The 26,427-nt window shown below is 68.0% G+C and carries 23 protein-coding genes; 6 read left to right on the plus strand and 17 right to left on the minus strand.

What is annotated here, in order from left to right; translation table 11 throughout:
- The first annotated feature begins 55 nt into the window (after positions 1–55).
- Entirely contained in the window at positions 56–1,894 is a 1,839-nt protein-coding gene (locus tag AC5Y5V_RS19185) for a PE family protein (protein WP_499938497.1), read from the plus strand.
- Positions 1,895–1,934: 40 nt separating this feature from the next.
- On the opposite strand, the gene AC5Y5V_RS19190 is transcribed toward AC5Y5V_RS19185, so the two are convergent.
- The gene (locus AC5Y5V_RS19190) at positions 1,935–2,408 is read right to left on the minus strand and encodes a winged helix-turn-helix transcriptional regulator (RefSeq protein WP_499938501.1); all 474 of its coding nucleotides are present in this window, start codon (positions 2,406–2,408) and stop codon (positions 1,935–1,937) included.
- 89 nt (positions 2,409–2,497) lie between these two features.
- Between AC5Y5V_RS19190 and AC5Y5V_RS19195 the strand changes: the two genes are divergently transcribed.
- The 3 genes from AC5Y5V_RS19195 to AC5Y5V_RS19205 all read left to right on the plus strand — a co-directional run bounded on the left by AC5Y5V_RS19195 (position 2,498) and on the right by AC5Y5V_RS19205 (position 6,033).
- The gene (locus AC5Y5V_RS19195) at positions 2,498–3,673 is read left to right on the plus strand and encodes a thiolase family protein (RefSeq protein WP_499938505.1); all 1,176 of its coding nucleotides are present in this window, start codon (positions 2,498–2,500) and stop codon (positions 3,671–3,673) included.
- A complete protein-coding gene (locus AC5Y5V_RS19200) occupies positions 3,670–4,158 on the plus strand; it encodes a DUF302 domain-containing protein (RefSeq protein ID WP_499938508.1) in 489 nt (162 codons plus the stop codon). Before AC5Y5V_RS19195 ends, AC5Y5V_RS19200 begins: the two co-directional genes overlap by 4 nt.
- Positions 4,159–4,470: 312 nt before the next feature.
- Positions 4,471–6,033, plus strand: a complete 1,563-nt coding sequence (locus tag AC5Y5V_RS19205) for a phospholipase C (RefSeq protein WP_499938612.1) — start codon at positions 4,471–4,473, stop codon at positions 6,031–6,033.
- 74 nt (positions 6,034–6,107) lie between these two features.
- Here the strand turns inward: AC5Y5V_RS19205 and AC5Y5V_RS19210 are convergent, their stop codons facing one another.
- The 9 genes from AC5Y5V_RS19210 to AC5Y5V_RS19250 all read right to left on the minus strand — a co-directional run bounded on the left by AC5Y5V_RS19210 (position 6,108) and on the right by AC5Y5V_RS19250 (position 17,705).
- On the minus strand, positions 6,108–6,989 hold the full coding sequence (locus AC5Y5V_RS19210) for a beta-keto acid cleavage family enzyme (RefSeq protein WP_499938510.1): 882 nt from the start codon (positions 6,987–6,989) through the stop codon (positions 6,108–6,110).
- Positions 6,989–8,725 (minus strand): GMC oxidoreductase, encoded by a 1,737-nt coding sequence (locus tag AC5Y5V_RS19215; protein WP_499938514.1) that lies wholly within the window; start codon positions 8,723–8,725, stop codon positions 6,989–6,991. Before AC5Y5V_RS19215 ends, AC5Y5V_RS19210 begins: the two co-directional genes overlap by 1 nt.
- On the minus strand, positions 8,706–10,187 hold the full coding sequence (locus AC5Y5V_RS19220) for a flavin-containing monooxygenase (RefSeq protein ID WP_499938517.1): 1,482 nt from the start codon (positions 10,185–10,187) through the stop codon (positions 8,706–8,708). Before AC5Y5V_RS19220 ends, AC5Y5V_RS19215 begins: the two co-directional genes overlap by 20 nt.
- Before the next feature lie 81 nt (positions 10,188–10,268).
- Positions 10,269–11,333 carry an AraC family transcriptional regulator gene (locus AC5Y5V_RS19225; RefSeq protein ID WP_499938519.1) on the minus strand — a complete coding sequence of 355 codons (1,065 nt, stop codon included), beginning with the start codon at positions 11,331–11,333 and terminating at the stop codon, positions 10,269–10,271.
- Between the two features lie 880 nt (positions 11,334–12,213).
- Positions 12,214–13,500, minus strand: a complete 1,287-nt coding sequence (locus tag AC5Y5V_RS19230; protein ID WP_499938521.1) for a fatty acid desaturase family protein — start codon at positions 13,498–13,500, stop codon at positions 12,214–12,216.
- A gap of 82 nt (positions 13,501–13,582) precedes the next feature.
- On the minus strand, positions 13,583–14,731 hold the full coding sequence (locus tag AC5Y5V_RS19235; RefSeq protein ID WP_499938523.1) for a ferredoxin reductase: 1,149 nt from the start codon (positions 14,729–14,731) through the stop codon (positions 13,583–13,585).
- A gap of 147 nt (positions 14,732–14,878) precedes the next feature.
- Complete coding sequence (locus AC5Y5V_RS19240; RefSeq protein ID WP_499938614.1) at positions 14,879–15,391, minus strand: DUF6912 family protein; 513 nt, start codon at positions 15,389–15,391, stop codon at positions 14,879–14,881.
- Entirely contained in the window at positions 15,388–16,251 is an 864-nt protein-coding gene (gene ppk2, locus AC5Y5V_RS19245) for a polyphosphate kinase 2 (protein WP_499938525.1), read from the minus strand. The genes AC5Y5V_RS19240 and ppk2 overlap by 4 nt, the downstream gene beginning before the upstream one ends.
- Positions 16,252–16,295: 44 nt before the next feature.
- Positions 16,296–17,705: a WS/DGAT/MGAT family O-acyltransferase gene (locus tag AC5Y5V_RS19250; RefSeq protein ID WP_499938527.1), complete on the minus strand. Its 1,410-nt coding sequence runs from the start codon at positions 17,703–17,705 to the stop codon at positions 16,296–16,298.
- A 201-nt stretch (positions 17,706–17,906) separates the two neighbouring features.
- On the opposite strand from AC5Y5V_RS19250, the gene AC5Y5V_RS19255 reads away from it, so the two are divergent.
- Entirely contained in the window at positions 17,907–18,461 is a 555-nt protein-coding gene (locus AC5Y5V_RS19255; protein WP_499938529.1) for an Rv3235 family protein, read from the plus strand.
- Here AC5Y5V_RS19255 and AC5Y5V_RS19260 read toward each other — a convergent pair whose 3' ends face one another.
- Positions 18,462–19,613: a cation:proton antiporter gene (locus AC5Y5V_RS19260; protein ID WP_499938531.1), complete on the minus strand. Its 1,152-nt coding sequence runs from the start codon at positions 19,611–19,613 to the stop codon at positions 18,462–18,464.
- A gap of 3 nt (positions 19,614–19,616) precedes the next feature.
- Positions 19,617–20,108 carry a cation:proton antiporter regulatory subunit gene (locus tag AC5Y5V_RS19265; protein WP_499938533.1) on the minus strand — a complete coding sequence of 164 codons (492 nt, stop codon included), beginning with the start codon at positions 20,106–20,108 and terminating at the stop codon, positions 19,617–19,619.
- 84 nt (positions 20,109–20,192) lie between these two features.
- Here AC5Y5V_RS19265 and AC5Y5V_RS19270 point away from each other — a divergent pair, with 84 nt between their 5' ends.
- Entirely contained in the window at positions 20,193–20,660 is a 468-nt protein-coding gene (locus AC5Y5V_RS19270) for an SRPBCC family protein (protein ID WP_499938536.1), read from the plus strand.
- 15 nt (positions 20,661–20,675) lie between these two features.
- Here AC5Y5V_RS19270 and secA read toward each other — a convergent pair whose 3' ends face one another.
- From secA to AC5Y5V_RS19295, 5 genes are all read right to left on the minus strand, one after another.
- Positions 20,676–23,543, minus strand: a complete 2,868-nt coding sequence (gene secA / locus AC5Y5V_RS19275; protein ID WP_499938538.1) for a preprotein translocase subunit SecA — start codon at positions 23,541–23,543, stop codon at positions 20,676–20,678.
- Between the two features lie 87 nt (positions 23,544–23,630).
- The gene (gene hpf, locus AC5Y5V_RS19280; RefSeq protein ID WP_499938617.1) at positions 23,631–24,338 is read right to left on the minus strand and encodes a ribosome hibernation-promoting factor, HPF/YfiA family; all 708 of its coding nucleotides are present in this window, start codon (positions 24,336–24,338) and stop codon (positions 23,631–23,633) included.
- A 320-nt stretch (positions 24,339–24,658) separates the two neighbouring features.
- On the minus strand, positions 24,659–25,291 hold the full coding sequence (locus AC5Y5V_RS19285; RefSeq protein WP_499938541.1) for a ComF family protein: 633 nt from the start codon (positions 25,289–25,291) through the stop codon (positions 24,659–24,661).
- Between the two features lie 42 nt (positions 25,292–25,333).
- Entirely contained in the window at positions 25,334–25,525 is a 192-nt protein-coding gene (locus AC5Y5V_RS19290; RefSeq protein WP_499938545.1) for a hypothetical protein, read from the minus strand.
- A 32-nt stretch (positions 25,526–25,557) separates the two neighbouring features.
- Positions 25,558–26,379 (minus strand): hypothetical protein, encoded by an 822-nt coding sequence (locus tag AC5Y5V_RS19295; RefSeq protein ID WP_499938547.1) that lies wholly within the window; start codon positions 26,377–26,379, stop codon positions 25,558–25,560.
- Between the last annotated feature and the right edge of the window lie 48 nt (positions 26,380–26,427).

Consider the following 26,427-nt stretch of genomic DNA (forward strand, 5'->3'; position numbering starts at 1 on the left):
CCATGATCGGCTAATCGCCAGGGATCGACACGCCACGTTCATCGGAGGTTGGCTGATGTCATATGTGATCGCAACACCAGAGCTGCTCACGACCGCGGGCGCCGACATGGCCGGGATCGGATCGACAGTCACAGCGGCGAATGTCGTTGCCGCTCCTGCCATCACCGGAATGCTGGCCGCAGCTGAAGACGAAGTGTCGGTAGCGATTGCGAAACTGTTCAACACGCACGGTCTGAGTTATCAAGCTCTCAGCGCTCAGGCGGCAGCTTTCCACGACCGCTTTGTGCAGACCCTGATCTCCGGCGCGGTCGGTTACGCTGCCGCCGAGACGGAAAATGCTTCCCCGCTGCAGGGATTGCTGAACGTGATCAATGCACCGACGCAGGCGCTCTTGGGGCGTCCGCTGATCGGAAACGGCACCACCGGTGGTCAGGGCCAAGCCGGCGGTGCGGGCGGATTGCTGATCGGCAACGGTGGAGCCGGCGGCACGGGTGCACCGGGCCAGCCCGGCGGAGCGGGTGGCAGCGCCGGGCTGATCGGCAACGGCGGCAACGGCGGAGCCGGTGGCGCGGGCGCGTCCGGCGGCCGAGGGGGCACGGGCGGATTGCTGTTCGGTAGCGGCGGCAACGGCGGCCAAGGCGGCACCGCGACGGCCGGAATCAACGGCGGCCTTGCCGGCACCGGCGGAGATGGCGGCAATGCATTCTGGTTTGGCGACGGCGGCGCGGGCGGCAAGGGCGGCACCGGCATGGCCGGCGCAAACGGCGTCAATCCCGCACCGACAGGCACGGCCGGCGACGGCGACGTGGGCACCTCCGTTACCGCTGAGGGCGATGCACAAGCCGGCTACGGCCAAAGTGGCGGTCTTGGTGACACCACGGTGTCCGGCGGCAACGGCGGAACCGGTGGTACCGCGACGGTCACCGGTCACGGCACCGCGAGCGGCGGCTGGGGTGGACGTGGCACCGCGGGGGCCAACGGCGGCGACGGCGGCCTAGGCGGCAGCGCCAGCTCGGCCAACGGTTACAGCAACGGCGGCTTCGGCGGGGACGCGGGCAACGCCCTCGGCAACGGCGGCGCCGGAGGCAACGGCGGTCTCGGAGGCGAGGCGACCGGAGGCGCGGCCAGCGTCGTCGGCGGACGGGGTGGCCACGGCGGCAGTGGCGCTGACAGCACCATCAACGGCGGAAACGCCTCGGGCTTCGGCGGCGCCGGCGGCAACGGCGGTGACGGCGGCAAGTTCGTCGGTAACGGCGGCGCCGGGGGTGCGGGCGGCACCGGCGGCGCCGGTGGAGCCGCAGCTCCCGGCGGTGCCGGCGGCAACGGCGGTTCCGGCGGTGCCGTGTCCACCACCAGCACCGACCCGAGCCTCAGCCTCGAGGCCCGGGGCGGGTGGGGAGGTCACGGCGGCGTCGGAGGCGACGCTCTGGGCGTCGGCGGCGATGGCGCTCTCGGCGGCGCGGGGGGCAATGGCGGTAGCGCCGGACTGATCGGCAACGGCGGCAACGGCGGCAACGGTGGAACCGCTGGGGCCGGTGGCGCGGGCGGTGCCGGAGGCGCGGGCGGTGCCGGCGGCGCAGGCGCCGACGGCTACGACTCGTCCAACACACTCGGCCGGGGCGGCTGGGGTCGCGAAGGCGGCGCGGGTGGCAACGGGGGCACCGGCGGCAACGGCGGAGCCGGCGGCGCCCTGGCCGGTTCTGGCGGTGCGGGCGGGTTGCTGTTCGGCACCGCCGGCAACAGCGGTGGCGCCGGGGCGGCGGGAGCGGGCGGGGCGGGTGGTGCGGCGGGCGCCGGCGGTCTGGGTGGCGCCGCCGGCGGCGGCAGCGTTCCGGGCGAACACGGCGCCAACGGCGCAGACGGCCAACCTGGAAACGCCGGACACGCAGGCTGATTGCGCGAAGCTAGGGCGTACGCATGGCATTGTGTGGCTGTCAGCGAGGCTTGACCAGCCGCATGCCGAGCTCGTCCGGCGGTACCAAATGCCCTTCGGCACAGCGGATCTCGACGTCTGCGTCGGCCCCGCAGCCCAGATGCGTCAGACGCAGGCGATGCCGCCCCGGCAGGTGACGCTGCCCCCACTGGAACATCGCCCAGACCACCGGCATGAACTCGATGCCGGCGTCGGTCAGCACATACTCGTCGCGGCTGCGCTGGCCGGGCTCCCGGTAGGGCTGGCGGCGCAGCAGCCCGATGTCGACCAACTCGGCCAGGCGCGCCGAGGCGGCGGCCTTGGTGATGCCCACCCGCCGGGCGAAGTCGTCGAATCGGGTGGTGCCGTAGTACGCCTCGCGCATGATCAGCATCGCGGACTTGGTGCCGACCACCGTCATCGTCTTCTCGATCGCACACTCCCCGACCGCCGACCACGCATCGCGGTCGGCCAACCGGCCCTGCAGCATTGTCATGCGGATCACTCTCCCGTCTGGGTTGCTTTGACTATACCTAGGTGTTATAGCTGGGTATAGCAGTCAATACTCAGCTTCGAGGAGGAGCCATGACCCGAGACGCCGTGATCGTCGGCGCTGTCCGCACCCCGATCGGCAAGGGCAAGGCCAACGGCGCCCTGCACGACGTGCTGCCCGCCGACCTGCTCGCGCACAGCCTGCGCGAACTGGTGGCCCGCGCCGGAGTCGACCCGGCCCAGATCGACGACGTCATCGCCGGCGCCGTCACCCAGGTCGGTGACCAGGCCGTCAATATCGCCCGTAATGCGTTGCTGGGCGCGGGTTTCCCCGAGTCGGTGCCCGGCACCACGGTCGACCGGCAGTGCGGCAGCAGTCAGCAGGCGATCAGCTTCGCCGCGCAGGGCGTGGTCGCCGGTGCGTATGACCTGGTGATCGCCGGCGGCGTGGAATCGATGAGCCGCGTCCCGATGGGCACCTCGGTCCTGCCTGGCAGCAACCCGTTCGGCAACGACATGACTGCGCGCTATCCCGACGGCCTGGTGCCGCAGGGCGTCAGCGCCGAGCTGATCGCCGCGAAGTGGCGCCTCTCGCGCGCCCAGCTCGACGAGTTCTCCGCGGCCAGCCACGAAAAGGCCGCCGCGGCCACCAAGGACGGGCGGTTCGACGACGAACTAGCCCCGATCGCCGGGCTGTCGCACGACGAGATCATCCGTCCCGGAACGACGGTCGAGACGCTGGCCGGGCTGCAGCCTGCGTTCTACAGCGAGGCGACGGCGGCGCGCTTCCCGCAGATCAACTGGTCGATCACGCCGGGCAACTCGTCCCCGCTGTCCGACGGCAGCGCCGCCGTGCTGATCACCAGCAGCGACGTCGCGGCGAAGCTCGGCCTGCGCCCGCTGGCGCGCATCCACACCGCGACGGCGGTCGGCTCCGACCCCCTCTACATGCTGACCGGCGTCATCCCCGCGACCGAAAAGGTGCTCCGACGAGCGGGATTGACGCTGGCCGACATCGACCTGTTCGAGGTGAACGAGGCGTTCGCCCCCGTCGTGCTGGCATGGGCCGCCGATACCGGCGCCGATCTTGCCAAGACCAACGTGCATGGCGGGGCCATCGCGATCGGCCACCCGCTGGGCGCCAGCGGCGCGCGCATCATGGCGACCTTGGTCAACGCCTTGGAGCAGCGCGACGGCCGGTACGGGCTGCAGACGATGTGCGAGGGCGGCGGCATGGCCAACGCCACGATCATCGAACGGCTGTCATGACGGAGACACCGTTCGAGGGCGTGCGGGTTCGCCATGACAGCGCCAAGAACTATGACGACCTTGTGGCCGCGCTGCTGGCCGACATCGGCGTGCAGCCCGTCCCGATCGATTCCTTCGCCCAGCGCTACGACGACTGGGAGTCCTACCGGTCCGCGGTGGAAACCCACGTCGGCCCAAGCGGATTCATGCTTTTCGGGCTGCTCGACCACGGCGGCTGGATCGCGAAGGCCGGCATCGATCGCAAGGTCCTGCGCGTCATCCTCGGCAATCCACTGATAGCGATCACGATGCTGCGGCACGACGTGACGGCGGGTCTGTTCGCCCCGGTCGAGCTGCTGCTGAAGGACGAGCCCGACGGCAGCAGCCTGACCTACGTCAAGCCGTCGTCACTCATGGTGGTCGAAGACAATCCCGAACTGCTCAATGCCGCAGAAGAACTCGATGCGAAGCTCGCGGCGTTGGCGACCAAGGTGATCAGCGACTAGGGGCCGCAGCCGATGCGAGGGCGCCGGCAAGACTCCGCTTAATTCCCCGACTGGCCGTAATCGCACCACGCACCCTCCACGACCACGAGTCGTCGCGAACCAGACGGCACAAGCAAGGGGGAATTGAACGGCGCGGACGTCGCACCCCGATCCACAAGTATTGACAGTTTCTCTCTTATTAACTCGAGAGTTCGGAATCCGGGTCGACACGCTGATCGGCGTGTGTCAAATATTCGCCGTCGCATTGATAACTTGAACGACTATCAGCGACGGAAAGGCACGGTGTTGCGGGTAAGCCCGATCGGCCGCGGGATGCCCCGCCGAAGGTTTCTGACACAAAGCGTCGCCGCCACCACCGGAGCATTGATGTCGTTCGCCGGGCCCGTTATCGAAAAGGCTTACGGAGCCGGGCCATGCAGCGGTCATCTGAGCGACATCGAACATATCGTGTTGTTCCTACAGGAGAACCGATCATTCGACCACTACTTCGGAACGCTCTCCGGCACTGATGGATTCAATACACCTTCGCCGCTATTCCAGCAAAAAGGGTGGAACCCGCAGACGCAGAAAGTTGACCCCGCCGGCATCACAATGCCGTTTCGCTTCGACACGACCAGGGGCCCACTGGTCGACGGCGAATGCCTTAACGACCCCGACCACTCCTGGAAGGGCATGCACAATTCCTGGAACGGGGGCGCAAACGACAACTGGCTGCCCGCGCAGGTCGGCAACAGCCCGATTGCGGGCAACGTCCCCGTGGTGATGGGTTACCACACGCGCAAGGACATTCCGGTCCATTACCTGCTGGCCGACACGTTCACCATCTGTGACCGGTACTTTTGTTCGGTCTTGGGCCCCACCCTGCCGAACAGGCTGTATTGGATCGGAGCCAACCTCGGCGCCGACGGATCGCAGGGCGGGCCACAGCTCACCAGCCCCACGTTCGAGCCAATCGGTCAATTCAGCTGGACCACCATGCCGCAGAACCTCAGCGCCGCCGGCGTCAGCTGGAAGCTGTATCGCAACAAGAGCCTGGGTGCCATCGGGAGTGCGTACTTCAACTACACCTACGACCGAATCATGATGTATTTCAAGCAAGCCCAAGATCCCCGCTCCGATCTGGCGCGCTTCGGCATCGCCCCGACATACCCCAACGACTTCGTTGCCGACGTCAAGGCGAATAAACTGCCGCAGGTTTCCTGGATCGTGCCGAACACTATCGAGTCGGAACATCCGGCATTTCCGCCGGCCGTCGGTGCCGTCACCATCGTGAACCTGCTCAGAATTTTGCTATCCAATCCGGCGGTCTGGGAAAAGACCGCGTTGATCGTCGCGTACGACGAAAATGGCGGCTTCTTCGACCATGTAGTGCCGCCCACCCCGCCGCCCGGAACCCCCGGCGAATACCTCACCGTGCCCGACATCAATAGTGTCGCGGGATCCGGGGGAATACGCGGACCCATCGGCTTGGGCTTCCGCGTCCCGTGCTTCGTCATTTCTCCCTACAGTCGCGGGCCGCTCATGAATCACGACGTGTTCGACCACACCTCACAACTGAAGTTCATCAGTAAGCGGTTTGGCGTGCCGGTTCCCAATCTCACCGACTGGCGCAACGGCACGGTGGGCGACCTAACGTCGGCGTTCAACTTCGCCGCTCCGCCGAACCCGTCGATACCCAAGCTGGACCATCCAGGGCTTGCCGCGCTTCCGAAACTGCCGCAGTGCGTACCCAATGTGTGGTTGGGGACGGTGGGGGTAAACCCGAATCCGGTGACGGGGGTTCCGACGGGCATCCCGTATCGGGTGCCCTACCCCCAGTCGATGCCGACCCAAGAGACCGCACCCACGCGCGGGATTCCCAGCGGCACTTGCTAAGTGCGCCACTACCAAGCATCTGTTCGGACTGAGCGGGCCGACCAGCATCCCCATCGCCTTCGGCGCATAGCCGCTCAGGAGTTCTGCGCCGACGGCAGCCCGAGAATCTGTGCGGCCTCGTCGGGTGTGGCGACGGTGCGGCCAAGCTGTCTGCACAGGGTCACGGCCTCGGTCACCAAGTCGACGTTGGTCGGCCGGCGGTCGCCGCGGTAGAACTCGAGTCCCAGGTGCAGGTGCCCGCCGCGTTCGAGCGCGAGCCCGGCAATCGTGTTGGCGCACAGGTCGCCGCCGACGACGGAGACGGCCCACGGGATATCGCATCCGTCAAGGATTTCCAGGTAGGCGTCCAGTGCGCGCTCCGTCGGAGGCAGCCCGAAGGGCGCTCCCAGGTAACCGCCTTCGGTGGAGAAGTAGAGCTTGATCATGGCGCCTCGGGGCAGGCGACCGGCCCGCCACCAGGCCAGCGCGGTCCGCAGGAAGCCGGGTTCGTAGATGGCCAGGCTGGGCCCCAGGCCCGCTTGGCGGCAGATCTCGAAGGCACGGCCGATCGTTTGAAACGAGTTGCTGTAGACCAGATTTCCCGTGGGTAGGCCGTCGGCGTCGGTGCCGCCCAGATTGACCGACCCGGGGTCGGTCAGGCCCACACGCAGCCCGGCCGCGGCGAGCGGGACGAGGTGCTCGTAAGAAATCGAAAAGCCCTCGCCGAAGTGGACCGTCGGGTAGAGCAGGGCGTCGGGCCGAGCCGCAAGGATGGGCCGCCATGCCTCGAGGTACCGCTCGGCGGCCTGCTCCACGCTGACGCCGAAGAGGTCGATGTGGTTGTGGATGATCGCGGCGCCCGCCTCGATGCAGGCGAGGGCATCCGCGGTGATCTCCGACGGTTCGACCGGCACATGGGGATTGGACGCCTTCGACGTGACGCCGTTGATAGCACATTCGATGATGACGGGACCCATTAGGCAAGCACGTCCCCGACGACGTCCAGCGGCCGCAATGCCCCGGGCGCGTTCGCCGGCACGGCGGGGTGGACCGGGGCCACGGGAGAAATCCGCACGTAGGACGAGCCCAGCGGCGGCCGCGGGTCCGGCTCGCCCTTGTTGGGCCACAGCGACGTGGCACGCTCGGCCAGCGCGGTGATCGTGAGCGACGGGTTGACGCCCAGGTTCGCGGTGATCGTGGAGCCGTCGATGACGTGCAGCCCCGGGTGCCCGTGCATCCGGTGATAGGGGTCCACCACGCCGGCGTCCGCTGTTTCGGCGATCACGCAGCCGCCGATGAAGTGTCCCGTCATCGGGATGTCCGCCAGATCCGCCCAGGCCCCGCCGGCGATCCCGTCCAGGTGTTCGGCCGCGCGCCGGGCGACCTCGTGGCCGACCGGAATCCAGGTCGGGTTCGGTTCGCCCACGCCCTGACGGGATTTCATGCGCCGCCCGAACAACCCCCGGCGGGTGTAGGTGGTGAGCGAGTTGTCGTGGGTCTGCATCACCAGCAGCGGGATGGTCTGCTCCGACCAGCGCCTGGGGTTGAGCAGGCGGCGCAGGTCTCGGCGTTGCCGCACAAGCTCTTTCAACCCCGTCCGCCAGCGCCCCTTCTCGGTGAGACCGTCGAGGCCGTCGACCAGAACGGTGCCCATCAGTCCCATCAGGTTGGAGTCGTGGCCGTAGCGGCAGGGCTCGACGTGGGTGTGGCTGTCCGGGTGGATGGAGGACGTGATGGCCACGCCCTCGGAATAGTCCACGTCGTCGCGGCGCGCGCGCACGGCCAGGATCGCCTCGGAATTGGTCCGCGACAGCTCCCCGAGCTTGGGTGAAATGTGCGTCAGGCTGCCGCCGTCGCGCAGCCGGTGCAGTAGCCTCTGGGTGCCGAGCGCGGCGGCGGAGAACACCACCTGCTCTGCGGTGAATGTACGACGACGCCGGCGCAGTTTGCCCCCGGTACGGCGCGTCGCCACGTCGTACCCGCCGTCGGGACGGGGCCGCACGTCGACGACCGTGGTCAGCGGGTGGATCGTCGCGCCCAGTCGCTCGGCCAGGTAGAGGTAGTTCTTGACCAGCGTGTTCTTGGCGTTGTGCCGACATCCCGTCATGCATTCGCCGCAATGCAGGCACGCGTTGCGTTCCGGGCCGGCCCCGCCGAAGTACGGGTCGCCGACCGGTGCGCCCGGCGCGGCGAGCTGGCCGTCGGCGCCGGTGAAGCACACGCCGACCGGGGTGGCGTGAAACGTGTCGGCGACTCCGAGGTCGGTGGCGATCTGCAGCATCACCTTGTCCGAGGGCGTGGTCCGCGGATAGGTCTCGACGCCGAGCATCCGCTTGGCCTGGTCGTACCAGGGCGCAAGCTCGTCGCGCCAGTCGGTGATGGCGCTCCAGCGCGGGTCGGCGAAGAAGCCGTCGCTGGGCTGGTACAGCGTGTTTGCGTAGACGAGCGAGCCCCCGCCCACCCCAGCGCCGCTGAGCACGACCGCGTCGGTCAGCACGTCGATGCGTTGAATGCCGTAACAGCCGAGGGCGGGCTGGAACAGGTAATCGCGGACGTGCCAGCTGTTCTTCGCGAAGTCCTGGTCGCGAAAGCGTCGGCCCGCCTCGAGAACGCCTACCCGGTAACCCTTTTCGGTCAGGCGCAGTGCGGTGACGCTGCCGCCGAAGCCGGATCCGATGACCAGCACGTCATAGTCAAACGAGGCTCGAGTCACGCGACACCTCCTGGAAGTCCTCGAGGACGGCGGTCCGGGTGCGGCGCTGGTACTCGTGGACCAGCCCGGGCCAGTTCGTGGTTACCCGGCCGGAAGCCGTGCGATACCAGGAGTCGCAGCTGCTCCATACGCCCTTCTCGAGGCGGGCCTGGACCTCCGCGTCGTAGGCCTGCTCGACGGAACGCCGGACCTCGAAGGCGCGGCCCCCACCGCGGCGGGCGAGTTCCTCGACGAGCTGGCGGATGTAACCGGCCTGCTGCTCCATCATCAGGATGATCGAGCTGCTGCCCAGGTTGGTGTTCGGGCCGTAGATCAGGAACATGTTCGGGAAGCCCGGCACCGCCATGCCGAGATGAGCGCGCGCACCCTCCGCCCACTCGGCATGCAGGTCGCGGCCGCCGCGGCCGGTGATCGTCATCGGGGCCAGGAATTCGGTGGCCTTGAATCCGGTGCCGTAGATGATGACGTCCACCTCGTGCAGCGTGCCGTCGCCGGTGCGCACGCCCGTCGGCGTCACCTCTTCGATCGCGTCGGTCACGACGTCGACGTTGTCGGCGGCCAGCGCCGGGTACCACTCGCTGCTGAACAGCACGCGCTTGCAGCCGATCGGGTAGTCGGGAGTCAACTTCGCCCGCAGCACCGGATCTTTGATGTGGCGCTTCAGGTTTGACATCGCGAGGGCATGCAGCACCCGGGCGAGCGGGGCCGCCTTGGTCAACGCGAAGCCCAGCAGCTCCGTCGTCTCCCAGATCGTCCCGCGCATGGCCGCGGCGAAACCCGGCACCTTCTTGAATGCCGCGTGGTGCCGGTCGGTGTAGGCGCGGTCCAGCTTCGGCACGACATAGGGCGCCGAGCGCTGAAAGACGGTGACCCGCCCCGCGGTCTCGCGGATCCGCGGGACGAACTGGATCGCCGACGCGCCGGTGCCCAGCACCGCGACGCGCTTGCCGGTCAGGTCGACGTCGTGGCGCCACTCGGCCGAATGGAAGGAGGGGCCGGCGAACGTGTCAAGCCCCGGGATGTTCGGGTACGACGGCCGCGACAGCTGGCCCACCGCGGGCACCAGGACGTCGGCCTCGAGGACTTCGCCCGACGAGGTCGTCACCCGCCAGGTGGCGCTGCCGTCGTCGTACTCGGCGCAGGTGACCTCGACGCCGGTCCGCACCAGATCGCGCAGGCCGAACCGGTCGGCGGTGTCGTGGATGTAGCCGAGGATGTCGGGCTGCTCGGCGTATCGCCGGCCCCAGTCGGTCTTGCGGGCAAACGAGTAGGAGTACAGGTTCGACGGGACGTCGCACGCGGCACCCGGGTAGGTGTTCTCGCGCCAGACGCCTCCGATGTCGCCGGCCTTCTCCAGCACCGTCACGTCGGCGAGGCCATCCCTGGACAGCTCGTAGGCCGCGGCGAGGCCGCCGAAGCCGGCCCCGATCACCAGCACGCGGGGGCGAGTCGTGGAAGTCATACCTCAGACGGTATGCAGGCGGACGTGTCGCCGGTAGTCCATTGCGGACGGCAAATCCATAATTCCGGCCAAGGAGCCTTTTCAGACCGCCATTAACCGTGAGCGCGGCGCCGCCGAACGCTGGTAGCGGGCGGGCGTCGTGCCCGTCCACCGTTTGAACGCGGCGATGAAACTCGTCGCCTCGGCATAGCCCAGCCGCAATGCGACGTCGTCCACCGAGAGCGCACCCGTTGCCAACAGCTCCTCCGCGAGGACCCGGTGCACCTCGTCGAGCAGTTCGCGGAAGGTCGTGTTCTCCTCGGCCAGGCGCCGACGCAGGGTCCGCTCGCTCATCGCCAGCTGCCGGGCGACGGCCCCGATCGTGTGGGGTTCGCCGTCGATCGACGCCAGTCGCTCGCGGACGCGCCGCGCGACGCCGGTGCGCTGGCGCCGCCGTTCCAACAGTGCGCTGCACTGCTGTTCGCACATCATCACGCTCATGTCGCTGGCCTGCGGCAGCCGGTTGTCCAGCAGCGCCGCCGGCCAGCGCGCCACATTGGCCGGGGAGTCGTAGGCCGGTGTCACGCCGAACGCCTCGCACGCCGCCGCGTCACCCGACGCCGGCGCGGGACCCGCGAACTCGATCGCGCTGAAGGGGATTGGGCTGCCCAGCAGCTCCGCCATGACCCGGGCCATTGCCGCCAGGTCGCGCCGCACCAGAAACTCCGCTACCGGGCCGGTCAAGTCAGGCAGGTCGAGCTGCAACTCCGCCACCGGACCCGCCACGATGACGGTCGGCAGGCAGAACCCGTAGCTCAGTTCGTAGAACCGGGCCGCGAAGCGGACGGCATCGCCCAGCGTCGAACTGGTCAGGCAGGCGAAGCCGAAGATGCCGAAGGCCCCGACGTGATAGCTCTCCCCCACCCGAACGCCCAGGTCGGCCGCGTCGCCCAGCAGGTTCACCAGGTTGGTCGCGACCGCCAGCTCTTGGCGTCCGGCGATCATCCGGGTGTGGTCGCGCAGGTCCGCCTCCGACAGGCCTGACCCGCTGAGCACGTCCGCCGGGGCAAGCCCGCTGCGGCGACCGAATTCGGCCATCAACGCGACGCTGGCCGTACTCCGCGGGAAATCCCAGTGCGAGACCTGCTTTCCCGCGAACACCTCCACGCAGACCAGTATCGCCGAGAGCCCGGGTCGACTGCGCCGAACGTAGTGCGCCCGTGGCCCGCACCGCGAGTGACGGCCTGCCCGCGACGGGCTACCCGCCGGGAGGTACGAGCTGCCCCCGCGAGCGACGGGCTGCCCCGCGAGCGGCCGGCTGCCCCGCGAGCGGCGGGCTGCCCCCGCGAGCGGCCGGCTGCCCCCGCGAGCGACGGGCTGCGACCCCTCGAGCGGCGGGCTGCGGCGCCCGCGAGTGGCGGGCTGCGGCCCCGCGAGCGACCCCAAAATCCACGCGTACGGCCGAATTTCCGACAATTTGAGCGCCCTCGCGGGCCGAAACGACAATTTGAGCGCCCTCGCGGGCCGAAACGCCGACACGGCCCCGCGAGCGACGGGCCAACCCCCGCGAGCGGCCCCAAAATCCAGGCATACGGCCAAATTTCCGACAATTTGAGCGCCCTCGCGGGCCGAAACGCCGACCCGGCCCAGCGAGCGACGGGCTGCGGCCCCGCGAGCGACCCCAAAATCCACGCATACGGCCGAATTTCCGCCAATTTGAGCGCCCTCGCGGGCCGAAACGACAATTTGAGCGCCCTCGCGGGCCGAAACGCCGGCCCGACCCCCGCGAGCGACGGGCTGCGGCCCCGCGAGCGACCCCAAAATCCACGCGTACGGCCGAATATCCGACAATTTGAGCGCCCTCGCGGGCCGAAACGCCGACCCGGCCCCGCGAGCGACGGGCCAACCCCCGCGAGCGGCCCCAAAATCCAGGCATCCGGCCGAATTTCCGCCAATTTGAGCGCCCTCGCGGGCCGAAACGACAATTTGAGCGCCCTCGCGGGCCGAAAGAAAGCCGAAGCTCCGCGACGGGACCGTTAGGCCGCCGTCAGGCCGCCAGATCGTCGGCGTCGCTGACGGTCTCGGCCGCCACACGCTTGGCGCGCCGCCAGCCCCGCACGGCCGCGATCGCGGACTTCAGGCCGCGCCGGCGGCCGGTCACCGGGTCGATGGCCCCGAACTCCGGACCCAGCTCGGCGAACATCCGCTCGCTGCGGGTCTCCGGCGCGTCGTCGGCGTTGTCGAGGAGGTACTTGTTCGGCAACGACAGCTTCGCCAGCGTGCGCCAGGTCTTCCCGTATTGAACCAGGAATGAGCCTGTGGTGTAAGGCAAGTCGTACTTGTCGCACACCGCGCGCACCCGCACCGAGATCTCGTGCAGCCGGTTGCTGGGCAGGTCGGGATACAGGTGGTGCTCGATCTGGTGGCACAGGTTGCCGCTCATGAACCGCAGTGTGGGCCCGGCGTCGAAGTTGGCGCTGCCCAGCATCTGCCGCAGGTACCACTGGCCCTTGGTTTCGCCGATCATGTCGGTCTTGGTGAATTTCTCTGCGCCATCGGGGAAATGGCCGCAGAAGATCACCGCGTTGGCCCACACGTTGCGGATCACGTTGGCCGTCGCGTTGGCCGTCAGGGTGGACCGGTAGGTGGCGCCCGGCGACAGTGCGGTCAGCGCGGGAAAGGCCACATAGTCCTTGAGCACCTGGCGACCGGCCTTGGACAGGAACTCGTCGATGCGCTCGCGGGCCTCCGTGTGGTCCATCCGCTTCTTGAGAATCTTGCCGATCTCCACATGCTGCATGCCGACGCCCCACTCAAAGAGCAACGCCAGCAACGAGTTCCAGACCAGATTGAGGATGTTGAAGCGCTTCCAACGCTGGTCGCGAGTGACGCGCAGCATGCCGTAGCCGACGTCGTCGTCCATCCCGAGGATGTTGGTGTACTTGTGGTGCACGAAGTTGTGCGTGTAGCGCCAGTGCTTGGACGACCCGGACATGTCCCACTCCCATGTCGAGGAGTGAATCTCCGGGTCGTTCATCCAGTCCCACTGGCCGTGCATGACGTTGTGGCCGATCTCCATGTTCTCGATGATCTTGGCCACGCCGAGCGTCGCGGCGCCTGCCCACCAGGCCGAGCGGCGTGAGCTGGCGGCCAGCAGCAGCCGGCCGGAGAGCTCGAGTGCGCGTTGCGCGGCGATGGTGCGGTGGATGTAGCGGGCGTCCCGCTCACCGCGTGAGTCTTCGATGTCCTGGCGGATAGCGTCCAGCTCCACGGCCAGGTTCTCAATGTCGGCGTCTGTCAGGTGTGCGAATACGTCGACGTCTGTGATCGCCATCGTCTTCTCCCTGCGGTCGATGAATACTTACCGGACCTACGCCATCGTAACCTACGATTCCGTAAGTTACTAGTCAGTAGCGTTAAATGTTGACGACGCAATCGCCGGAGGCCGCGGACACGCAGGTCTGGATGCGGCTGCCGGGCTCGTGCTCCTGGCCGGTGCGCAGGTCACGGACGTGCCCGTCGACCAATTCGACCACGCACGATTGACAGATACCCATCCGGCAACCGAACGGCATCTGCACACCTGCCCCCTCGCCGGCGTCCATCACCGACGTCGCGGCGTCGGCGGCCACGCTCCTGCCGCTGCGCGCGAAGGTGACTGTCCCCCCGGCCCCAGCGGGTGCCGCCCGCGACACCGCGAACCGCTCCAGGTGCAGCTGGTCGCCTACGCCCGCGGTGGCCCACACCTTCTCGGCCTGGTTGAGTAGGCCCTCCGGGCCGCAGGCCCAGGTCTGCCGTTCACGCCAGTCCGGCACCTCCGCGTCCAGCCGGGACAGGTCGAGCCGTCCCTGCGTGCGGGTCTCACGCACCCGCAACCGGTAGCCGTCATGCCCGGCATCGAGCGCGTTCAGTTCGTCGGCGAACATCACGTCGGCCGCGGTGGGCGCCGAATGCAGGTGGACGATGTCGGTAATTTGATTGCGGCGCACCAACGTTCGCAACATCGACAGCACCGGGGTGATACCCGATCCGGCGGTGAGGAACAGGATCGACGCCGGCGCCGGGTCCGGCAGCACGAAATTGCCCTGCGGCGCGGCCAGTCGCACGATGGTCCCCGGCTCGACGCCGGCCACCAGGTGGGTGGACAGGAAGCCTTCGGGCATGGCCTTGACGGTGATGGTCACGGTCCGCGCCGATCCGCGGGTCTGGGCGGCGGGGGTCGAGGTCAGCGAATACGACCGCCAGCGCCAGCGGCCCTCGACCAACAGCCCGATCCCGATGTACTGGCCGGGCTGATAGTCGAAGCTGAAGCCCCAGCCCGGTTTGATCACCAGGGTGGCGGAGTCTTCCGTCTCGCGACGGACCTGGAGAATGCGGCCACGCAATTCGCGGGCGGACCACAGCGGATTGGCCAGACGCAGGTAGTCGTCGGGCAGCAGGGGCGTGGTGATGCGCGCGGCGATCTTGCGCAGCGCGTGCCAGCCGGGATGCTGGTCCGCTCCGGCGACGGTCGGACGGGTGGTTTTGACGACATTCGCGGTGATCGCCGTAGTTTTGCTGCTCATTGGAGGCTCCTGATCAGGGCGGACACCGGGCCCACCGCATAAGCTACGATACCGTAACTTACGGTACCGTAGCTAGCCCCCGGCTGTGTTTACACCCGCTATGACCCCGCTCACCGCAGACTCAACCACGAAGCGGCAGCGCCAGGACTACAGCAGTTCCAGCAGGAACGGCAGCTCCTGGTTGGCATACCAGGCCAGATCGTGGTCCTGGGCGTCGCCGACCACCAGTTCAGCGTCCTCGTCGCCAAGGTCCGCGGCGTCGATGACGGCGATCGCTGCGGTCACGGCCGCCTCGGCGCCGGCGTTGTCGACGTAGGCCGCGACGACCTGGTCGATCGCGACCGGCTCGGCGAGCCTGACGACGGCGTCGTCGAGGTCGGGACGGTACTTGGCCCCGGATTCGCCCAGCTCGACGTCGGCGGCCAGCACCGCGCGCCGCGGCGGCAGGTCGTCGTCGCCTTCGGAGGCCAGCAGCCGCAGCGACGCCAGCGCCGCCTCTTGCAAAGCCACCTCGGCGAGCTCGTCGTCGTCACCCTGCGCATAGGACTCGCGCAGCGTCGGCGTCACGGCGAACGCGGTACCGTTCACCGGTCGTAATGAACCGTCGGCGACGAGCTGGCGCAGCATCGCCAGGGTCGCCGGGATGTAGACCTGCATCAGCCGGTCAACGTCGCGGCGTAGTCGTCGACATATCTCGACAGCTCACGCGGGGGCCGTTTGTAGTCGGCACTCACGACCGGCCGATGGGGCAGCGTGACCTTCGGCGTCTCGACGTCCTGGTAGTCGATCGTGGAAAGCAGGTGCGACATCATGTTGAGCCGGGCGTGCTTCTTGATATCGGATTCCACGACGTACCAGGGGCTGACCGGGGTGTCGGTGTGCACCATCATCTCGTCCTTGGCGCGCGAATAATCGTCCCACCGATAGACCGACTCCAGGTCCATTGGGCTGAGCTTCCACTGCCGCAGCGGATCGTTCTGTCGCGCCTTGAAGCGGCGGAGCTGTTCGGCATCGGAGACCGAAAACCAATACTTGCGCAACAGAATCCCGTCGTCGATCAGCATCTGCTCGAAGATCGGTGTCTGACGCAGGAACAGCACATATTCCTGTGGGGTGCAGAATCCCATGACCTTCTCGATGCCGGCGCGGTTGTACCACGACCGGTCGAAGAGCACGATCTCTCCCTTGGTGGGCAGATGGCGGATATACCGCTGGTAGTACCACTGGCCGCGTTCCCGTTCGGTGGGCACCGGCAAAGCCGCGATGTGGGCGAAGCGCGGGCTGAGGTACTCGGTGATCCGCTTGATCGCGCCGCCCTTGCCCGCGGCGTCACGGCCCTCGAAGAGGATCACGACGCGCGCGCCGGACTCCCGCACCCACTCCTGCAACTTCACGAATTCCGTTTGCAGACGTAGTAATTCGGCTTCGTAGACGACGTCGGAGATCTTCGCTTTGGCCGGCCCGCCCGATTTCTTCTTCTTCGGCTTGGCCGACGAGCCGTCGCTCTTCACGGTGCTCACATCAACGAATGGTAGCCGTAAGCTGCTGTTTTGAGCCCGGACGGCTATCGGGAAGCCTCGAGTAGCTCGTCGAGAGCCTGGCCCAACAGGCCGGGCAGCATGTCGACGTCGGCCATCGCGTCGCGGTCGGCGTTGATCCCGTAATACAGCATGCCGTTGTAGGACGTGACGCTGATCGCCAGCGCCTGGTTGTGCAGCAGCGGCGGCACCGCATAGGTCTCCAGCAACTTGGTGCCCGCGACGTACATCTGCGACTGCGCCCCCGGGGCATTGGTGATCAACAGGTTGAACTGCCGCGCCGAGAACGTGGTGGCCACCCGGATACCCATCGCGTGCAGGGTGGGCGGCGCGAAACCCGACAACGTGACGATGGTCCTGGCGTCGACCAGACTGGAGGCAGTCGGGTTCGATTCGGTGGCGTGGGCGATCTGCGAGAGCCGCACCACCGCGTTGCCCTCCCCCACCGGCAGGTCGACCAGGAACGGTGTAACCCGGCTGATCGCCTGACCGGGCCCGGTCGAGTCGAGCTGGTCATCGGGGTAGACCGACAGCGGCGCCATCGCCCGAATCGTCGTGGTCTGCGCCACCGTTTCGCCGCGCGACATCAGCCAGTTGCTCAGCGCGCCGGCGATCACGGCGAGGACCACGTCGTTGACGTCGCAGTCATAGCGCGCCCGTACGGTCCGGTAGTCGTCGAGCTTGCCACTGGCGACGGTGAACCGCCGGTTGCGCGAGACGGTCGCGTTGAGCGGACTGCTCGGCGCGGTGCCGCGCGCCAGCGTGCGGGCGACGTCGAAGACCCGACGGCCGGTGTCGGCCAGCTGTGCGGTGCTGGTTGCCGCCCCCGCGATCGCGGACCCGACGGCCTGCATCTGTGCGCCGGGTCCCACCACCCAGTCGCCGATGGCGCCCAGCAGTAGCCGCGTGTTGCCGGGGTCGCGTTCGGGGATCCAGATGTCTTCCGGGAATGGCGGCGGACGACGGGTGCGATCGGCGATGACGTGGCCGATCTCCAGTGCGGTCATGCCGTTGATGAGCGCCTGGTGCGACTTGGTGTAGAGGGCGATGCGGTTCTTGGTCAGGCCCTCGACGAGATACATCTCCCACAGCGGCCTCGACTTGTCCAGCGGTCGCGCCGCCAGCCGCGCGATCAGCTCGTGCAGCTGCTCGTCGGTGCCCGGCGACGGCAGCGCCGAGCGCCGGATGTGGTAGGTGATGTCGAAGTCCGGATCGTCGAGCCAGACCGGCCTGGCCATACCGATCTTCACCTCGCGGACCTTCTGCCGGTAGCGCGGTATCTGCGGGAGCCGCTGTTCGACGGTGGCCAGCAGCGTCTCGTAGCTCAACCCGGCGCGGGGGCGGCGCAGGATGGCCACCGACCCGACGTACATGGGGGTGGCCGTGTTCTCCAACCGAAAGAAAGACGCGTCCGCCGTGGACAAGCGGGTCACCATTGCGGCGCCATCCCTCCCGTCATTCATCACGCGTCTACCGAAGTCCTGCCCACGGTAACCGCCTTCTCGCGCGCATTGCGGCGCGGGTACGCGCCGGCCCGGGTTGTGCGATGATGGCCCGCAACTGAACTCGCAGAAATCAGTTGCTTGCCACTCTCCAGCAGGCTCCCCGTGCGCAGTCGTTGAGTTGGAGAGTGCCCATTGACCGTAATTTCTAGTCCGAAGCCACCTCGCGGGGACGCCTTCGCGGTATCGCCTGTCGTGGAGTACGAGCCTGAAAGCCAGAGTCTGCCGCGCAGCGCCGCGCAGTGCCGGCAATCATCCCACGCACGATCGCCGCACCGCATCCCGAGCGTCCCGAGCGTCCCGGGCGCGCCCGTCGCGCACGTCGCGCCGAGCGCGCCCGTCGCGCCGATGCGCCCGGGGATGGGTGAGATGGCCGCCTTCGCCGACGCCGCCGTGCGCCGGGTGCTGGAGGTCATCGACCGCCGTCGCCCGCTGGCCCAGCTGCGACCGCTGTTGACACCGAGCCTCGTGGACTCGGTGCTCTCGGCCGGCCAGACCGAACCGGCCGGCGCGGCGGTGTTGCGCCGGCTGCGGCTGCAACCGGCCGGGCATCCCGATCCGGCGGCCGCGGCCGAAATTTTCGGCTCCTACAGCCGCGGCGACCGGGTCCACGCCATCGCCGGCCGCATCGAACGGGTGCGCGCGGTCAGCGGCAGCCGGTGGCTCGTGGTGGCGCTGCATATCGGTTGATCAGTTCACGAACTTCACGGGACGCGAGCTGCCGGTGTAGCGGGCCAGCACCGGGCCCGCGATCGCCATGATGAAGACGTACGACGTCGCCAGCGCCGCGACCGCGGGGATCGACGTGCCGACCAGGCCGATGATGATCAGGGAGAACTCGCCGCGGGCAACCAGCGCCATGCCGGCGCGCACCTGGCCGCGGCGCGCCACCCCGTCGCGGCGGGCGGCGTACATCCCGGTGAGCACCTTCGTCGCCGTCGTGACCACGGCCAGCGCCAGGGCCACCGGCAGCATCGGCAGCAACGCTTTGGGATCGACCTGTAGCCCGATCGCCAGGAAGAACACCGCGGCGAACAGGTCACGCAGCGGGATCAGCACCATGCGGGCCCGGTCGGCGGTCGCACCCGTCAGGGTGAGGCCGACCAGGAACGCGCCGACGGCCGCCGACGCGTGCAGGGACTCGGCCAGCGCCGCCACCATCAGCGTGATCCCCAGGACGCGGAGCAGCAGCTGCTCGGAGTCGGGATGCTCCACCAGCCGACCGACGTGATGACCCCAACGGAACGACGCGACGAACGCCGCGGCCAGGGCGCCAAGCGCGACCAGCATCCCGCCGACGGCCTCCAGCCAGCTGCCGCGCGACGCCAGCACGGCAAACAGCGGCAGGTAGCCGGCCATCGCGAAGTCCTCGAGGACCAGCACCGACAGCACCGCCGGAGTTTCCCGGTTGCCGAGTCGCTGCAGATCCTCCAGCAGGCGCGCGATGACCCCCGACGACGAGATGTAGGTGACCCCGGCCAGGGCGAGGACCGCGACGCCGTCCAGGCCCAGCAGCCAGCCCGCGACGGCGCCGGGTGTCGCGTTCAGGATGATGTCGGCGCCCGCCGACGGCAGGTGGTGCCGAAGGCTACTGGCGAATTCGGTCGCGGAGAACTCGAGTCCGAGGGTGAGCAGCAGTAGCACGATGCCGATCGGCGCGCCGGTCATGATGAAATCGTCGGCGGCGGCCACCGGTAGGAGGCCGCCCTTGCCCAGGCCGAGTCCCACCAGCAGATAGACCGGAATCGGCGAGAGCGCGAATCGTCGTGCCACGGCGCCCAATACCGCGAGGCCGGTCAGGAGGGCTCCGAGTTGAAACAGCAGCGCCCCCGAGACTTGCACGGCTCAGCCCTGACTGCCCTGGTACAGGATCTTTTCGACGCCGGCGATGCCCTCTTCGGTGCCGATCACGATGAGCACGTCCTTGTCCCGCAGGATTTCGGCCGGGCTCGGCGAGGCGAGCACGTGCTCCTCGCGCACGATCGCGACGATCGACGCGCCGGTGCGCGTCCGGGCCTGCGTGTCGCCCAGCGGCCGGTTTACGAACGTGCTGCCCGGGACGATGCGCACCTGACCCGCCTGCAGGCCGGGCACTTCGCGGGTCAATTCGGTGAAGCGTTCCGCGATCCGGGGTGCGCCCAAAATCTGGGCCACGGTGTCGGCCTCTTCGTCGGTGAGCCGGACGACCGGTCGGGCCTGATCCGGGTCGTCGCGGGAATACGTGACGATCTCGAATTCACCGCCGCGCCGCGCGATGATGCCGATGCGCTCACCCATGTGGCTGGTGAACTCGTACCGCAGGCCGACGCCCGGCAGCAGCACTTCTTTGACATCCATGGATTCAATCCTTGACGACTTGCCGCCGGGATGTAACCCGTACTGGCCAACCTCATACGCTCCGAGCGCGGCTAGGGTGGCGACATGGACGGGAACACGGTCAGCGTCGAGCGCGTCATCAAAGCGTCCCCCGACAAGGTCTTCGCGTTATTGGCCGACGCGGGCAAACACGCCAGCTTCGACGGTTCGGGGTCACTCAACCACGCCGCGCAGGAGTCTGCGCCGCTGTCGCGGGGCTCGAAGTTCGGGATGGCCATGCGCGGGCGCAAGGAGACGCTGTTCCTCCCGTATCGCACCACCAACACCGTCATCGAGTACGAGCCGGATCGCCGGATCGCCTGGCAGACCTACGGTTTGGGCGGGCTGATCGGCGGCCGGATCTGGCGTTACGAGCTGAGCCAGGCCCCCGACGGCGGGACGCTGGTCCGCGAGACCTGGGATGTGTCGCAGGACAAGCAGAAGCGGATGATCACCCGCGGCTCGATGCCCGAACTGACCGCCGACGGCATGCGCGCCACCCTGGAGCGAATCGCGGCACTGGTCGAGAGCTAGCTCAGGCGCTCGCCATCAGCGCTTCTTGACCGACTTCGGCGGCTTGGGGCCACGGCCTTGTTGCCGCGCCGCGGCACGTCGCTCGCGACGACTGCCACCGGCGCCCGCACCGGCCGTCGACTTGGCCGCGCCGCCGCCGTTGCGCTGTACCTGCGCCGAGCCGTCCTCGGACGGCCCGGAATAGGTCAGGGCTGGCGCGTCGTCGTTGTCGATCCCCTTGGCGCGCAAGGTGCTCGCCGGCTCCTTGACGGGCTGCTCGGTGGGTTCCTCGGATGCCGCCGGGGCTTCACCGTCCGGCTCACCGGCGGCGGCCGCCGCCGACGTCGCGAAGTCCGTCAGACCCTCCGGCGCGTCCACCGGGGCGACCTGCGGCGCCGGGATGGTCTCGACGGTCACGTTGAACAAGAAGCCGACGGACTCCTCCTTCATGCCCTCGAGCATCGCGGTGAACATGTCGTAGCCCTCGCGCTGGTACTCGACCAGCGGATCGCGCTGCGCCATCGCGCGCAGGCCGATGCCCTCCTTGAGGTAGTCCATCTCGTAGAGGTGCTCACGCCACTTGCGGTCGACGACGTTGAGCAGCACGTTGCGTTCCAGCTGGCGCATCGCGCCCTCGCCAGCCAGCTCCTCCAATTCGGCTTCCCTTGTCGCGTAAGCCCTCTCGGCGTCCTCGAGCAGGGCGTCGAGCAGCTCCTCGCGGGTCAGCTCGTCGCGGTCGGAGTCGGTGTCGGGCCGGGTCAGCGTCTCGTGGTCGATTCCCACCGGGTACAGCGTCTTGAGCGCTTCCCAGAGCTTCTCCAGGTCCCAATCTTCGGCGTAACCCTCGGCCGTCGCGCCGTTGACGTAGGCGGTGACGACGTCGCGGACCATGTCGAGGGCCTGCTCCTTGAGGTTCTCGCCCTCGAGGATGCGGCGACGCTCGGCGTAGATCACCTTGCGCTGCTGGTTCATCACCTCGTCGTACTTGAGGACGTTTTTGCGGACCTCGAAGTTCTGCTGCTCGACCTGGGTCTGCGCGCTCTTGATCGCGCGGGTGACCATCTTGGCTTCGATGGGCACGTCGTCGGGCAGGTTCAGCCTCGTCAACAAAGTTTCCAGGGCAGCGCCATTGAACCGCCGCATCAACTCGTCGCCCAGCGACAGGTAGAAGCGCGACTCGCCCGGGTCACCCTGGCGGCCGGAGCGGCCGCGCAGCTGGTTGTCGATGCGCCGCGACTCGTGCCGTTCGGTGCCCAACACGTACAGCCCGCCGGCCTCGATCACCTCTTTGGCCTCTGCGCTCGCCTCTTCCTTGACCTTGGGCAGCTCCTCGTGCCAGGCCGCTTCGTATTCCTCGGGCGTCTCCACCGGGTCCAGCCCGCGCTCGCGCAGCCGCTGGTCGGCGAGGAAGTCGACGTTGCCGCCCAGCACGATGTCGGTGCCGCGGCCGGCCATGTTGGTGGCCACGGTGATGCCGCCGCGGCGGCCCGCGACCGCGATGATGCCGGCCTCCTGCTCGTGGTACTTGGCGTTGAGCACGTTGTGCGGGATGCGGCGCTTGGTGAACTGCCGCGACAGGTACTCCGACCGCTCGACGCTCGTGGTGCCGATCAGCACCGGCTGGCCCTTCTCGAAGCGCTCGGCGACGTCGTCGACCACCGCGATGTACTTGGCCTCCTCGGTCTTGTAGATCAGGTCGGACTGGTCCTGGCGGATCATCTCCTTGTTGGTGGGGATGCTGACCACGCCGAGCTTGTAGATCTCGTGCAGCTCGGCCGCCTCGGTCTGGGCGGTGCCGGTCATGCCGGCGAGCTTGTCGTAGAGGCGGAAGTAGTTCTGCAGCGTGATCGTGGCCAGGGTCTGGTTCTCGGCCTTGATCTCGACGTGCTCCTTGGCCTCGATGGCCTGGTGCATGCCCTCGTTGTAGCGGCGACCGATCAGCACGCGGCCGGTGAACTCGTCGACGATCAGCACCTCGCCGTCGCGGACGATGTAGTCCTTGTCGCGGCTGAACAGCTCCTTGGCCTTCAGCGCGTTGTTCAGGTAGCTGACGAGCGGCGAGTTGGCGGCCTCGTAGAGGTTGTCGATGCCGAGCTGGTCCTCGACGAACTCCACGCCCTTTTCGTGCACACCGACGGTGCGTTTGCGCAGGTCAACCTCGTAGTGGGTGTCCTTTTCCATCAGCGGCGCAATGCGGGCGAACTCGGTGTACCAGTTGGACGCGCCGTCGGCGGGACCGGAGATGATCAGCGGGGTCCGGGCCTCGTCGATCAGGATCGAGTCGACCTCGTCGACGATCGCGTAGCTGTGCCCGCGCTGCACCAGGTCGTCGAGCGAGTGCGCCATGTTGTCGCGCAGGTAGTCGAAGCCGAACTCGTTGTTGGTGCCGTAGGTGATGTCGGCGTTGTAGGCGGCCCGGCGTTCGTCGGGGTTCATGCTGGCCAGGATCACGCCGACCTGCAGCCCGAGGAAGCGGTGCACCCGGCCCATCCACTCGCTGTCGCGTTTGGCCAGGTAGTCGTTGACGGTGACGATGTGCACGCCCTTGCCGGCCAGCGCGTTGAGATACGACGGCAGCACACAGGTCAGCGTCTTTCCTTCACCGGTCTTCATCTCGGCGACGTAGCCCAGGTGCAGCGCGGCGCCACCCATCACCTGCACGTCGAACGGGCGCTGGTCGAGTACCCGCCAGGCGGCCTCGCGGGCCACCGCGAAGGCCTCGGGCAGCAGGTCGTCGAGGTCTTCGCCCTCTTCCAGCCGCTTCTTGAACTCGTCGGTCTTGGCCTTCAGCTCCTCGTCGGACAGCTTCTCGACGTCGTCGGACAACGTGTTGACGTAGTCCGCCACCTTCTTGAGGCGCTTGACCATGCGACCTTCACCAAGGCGCAGCAACTTCGACAGCACAGCAATGTCCCCTAGGAGTCTTGTTCGATCAGGCGACTCCCATCGTAGGTGACGAGCGGCTACGCGAGTCTGATCAAGCCAGTCTGATCAAGCCAGTCGGATCAAGCCATAGTCGTAAGCGTGCCGACGGTAGACCACCGTCGGCCGTTCGGACTCCTTGTCGTAGAACAAAAAGAAGTCGTGTCCGACGAGTTCCATCTCGTAGAGCGCGTCGTCGACCGACATCGGCTTGGCCGGGTGTTCTTTGATCCGCACGACGCGGCCCGGCTCGTGGTCTTTGACGTCCAGACCGGCGCCATCGTGTTGGTGGGGCTCGGCGGCCTCGTCAGCGCCTTTGTCGAAGGCGTCGTCGAAGGCCCGCTCCGACAGCGGCGGGAGCACCGCGGTGGCCTCCGCCAGCGAGACCGGCGTCTTGTCACCGTAGTGCACCTTGCGGCGGTCCTTGCCCCGACGCAGCCTGCCCTCGAGTTTGACGACGGCCGATTCGAGTGCGGCATAGAAACTGTCGGCGCACGCCTCCCCGCGGACTACCGGCCCGCGGCCGCGGGCGGTGATCTCCACGCGCTGACAAGACTTGCGCTGGCGACGGTTGCGTTCATGATTCAGTTCGACGTCGAACAGGTAGATGGTCCGGTCGAATCGTTCCAAACGAGCGAGTTTCTGCGAGACATAGATGCGGAAGTGATCGGGGATCTCGACGTTGCGGCCTTTGTATACGACTTCGGCATTGAGTTTCGGTTCGGTCGACTCGTCGGTGTCGACCGGTGCTTCGTCCAGAATCTGACCCGTATCCACGGTTAGCCTTGACATACGTGACAACTCGTTTCTCTTTTCCACGTCACACGCGCCTTGCGTGCCGGCATTCGGTACAAACGCATCGACGAGGGTTGGAGCGGTTCCGAAGTCACCGCCGCAGGCTGCCCGCCGGTGCAAGGTGTCGAATACTCACCCCCTCCCGCGCTGGCGTCTCAACCTGGGAAAATCGCGACCTGAGTTTTGAAGGTTGTTCTCGACGTTAGCCCGTGTTCGCCCCGGCGTGCCACCGATTTGGTACAGGTGTTGCGAGTTCTTCACGTACTCATGGGAAGTTCACGGGTTTCTGTCGCCGACGAAGCTCAGGCGGCGGCGATCGTCAGCACGGCGGCCACCCGGACCCCGGCCGCATGCAGCACCCGGACCGACTCCCGCGCCGTCGCGCCGGTGGTGACGATGTCGTCGACGAGCACCACTTCGGCATCCGGGCGGCGGCCCCGCAGCCGCACCCGGCCCGCGATGTTGCGTTCCCGCGCCGACGTGCCCAGGCCCACCGAGTCGCGCGCCAGCGCCGTCATCCGCAACGCCCGCACGACAGCGACGTCCGGGTGCCCGGCCACCGCGGCCCGGGCGATCCGCGCGACCGGGTCACCGCCGCGGCGCCGCGCCGCCGAGGCCCGCGTCGGTGCGGGCACGACCGTCAGCGGGGTCTCGACCATGCCCCAGGTCAGCAGCCGGTGCACGCCCACCGCCACCGCATAGGCCAGCGGGGTGACGAGATCGCCGCGGCCATGCTCCTTCATCGCGAGGATCGCCTGGCGCCGCGCACCGGCATACCGGCCCAGCGCGAACACCGGCACCTCCGGGTCCACGCGCGGGTTCACCACGTGCGGCTGGTCGGGTCTGACGACGAGTTCGGCGGCGCAGGCGGCACACCACCGCGTCGACGACGCGCCGCAGCCGCCGCATTCCAGCGGCAGGATCAGGTCGAGCACACGGCAAGTGTCGCGCTCGGGGGTGACAATCCAGGCGCCCGCTCAGGCTTCGGCGCCCGGCGACGCCGCGCATCGGGATCGTCGCCGCGGCGCAGGACCACCCACCACCGCCGGGCGCACCCTACCCGCACTGATCAACTCGTCGAGCGGTCCCGGGGTAGCCGGGACGACGCGCGCGATGATCTTGCCGCGCTCGGTCAGTGTGATCTCCTCGCCGCCTTTGATCCGCGCCAACACCTTGGAGGTTTGTTCTACTCCGCGCCCGCTCAGTCGGAGCCCTTGAACAAAGACGGCCACGCGAAGCTCAGCGCGCCCTGACTCAGCTGGGTGATCAGGTCCTCGAGGTAGCGCAGCGGCAGGTCCATGCGCCATTCCGGCAGCAGGCCATAGATGTCCAGCGAATCCATGCTCAGGCTGACGCCGGTGACGAGCAGGCCGTGCGGCAACTCGGGCAGCGGCACCTGATAGGCGGGAGTGCGCGCCGGCAGCGCCCAGCGCCGCCGCCCGGTGACCACCGCCTGCGGACGCAACCACAATGTCTTGCCCATCACGCCGACGTCGACGTCCAGCCCGCCCCAGGCGGGCCGACGGGCCCAGCGCAGCCGCGCGTTGCCGTCCTCGCGCAGCTCGGTGCGCAGCTGCGGCGCCGCCTGCCGCAGTACGTCGTCGAAGATGTGGGCCGACACCGACGTCGACAACTCCGCCGGCGCGGCCACCACGACCGGCGGCATGCCCGGACGGATGTGCAGGTTGTGCAGGACGGCGACGGCGCTGCGCAAATGGTTGTCGTCCCAACGGACGTCGCGGGCCGCCAACCGCACGTCGCCGAGCTGTCCGACGGCCAAACCCTGCGGCTCCAGGGCGGATTCCAGCTCCGTGACGGTCAGCACCACGTCGTGCTCGCCGATGCGTACCGTGACTTCCTTGCCGACGAGCAGCTGCTGCAACGTGAGGAACAACGTTCGGTACGGCACCGCGGCGGCCTGGGCGGCTCCGGCGGTGACGGACGACAAGCCGGTCGAGGACCACAGCGAGCCCAGCATCTCCAGCGCGCCGAAGGGATCCAGCCGGGGAACTCTAGGCGACATCCGCGGGACTTTCTCGAAGGCTCCTGACTGCTGAGGGTAACCCGCGGA

Source organism: Mycobacterium sp. NGS68, from assembly GCF_059812195.1.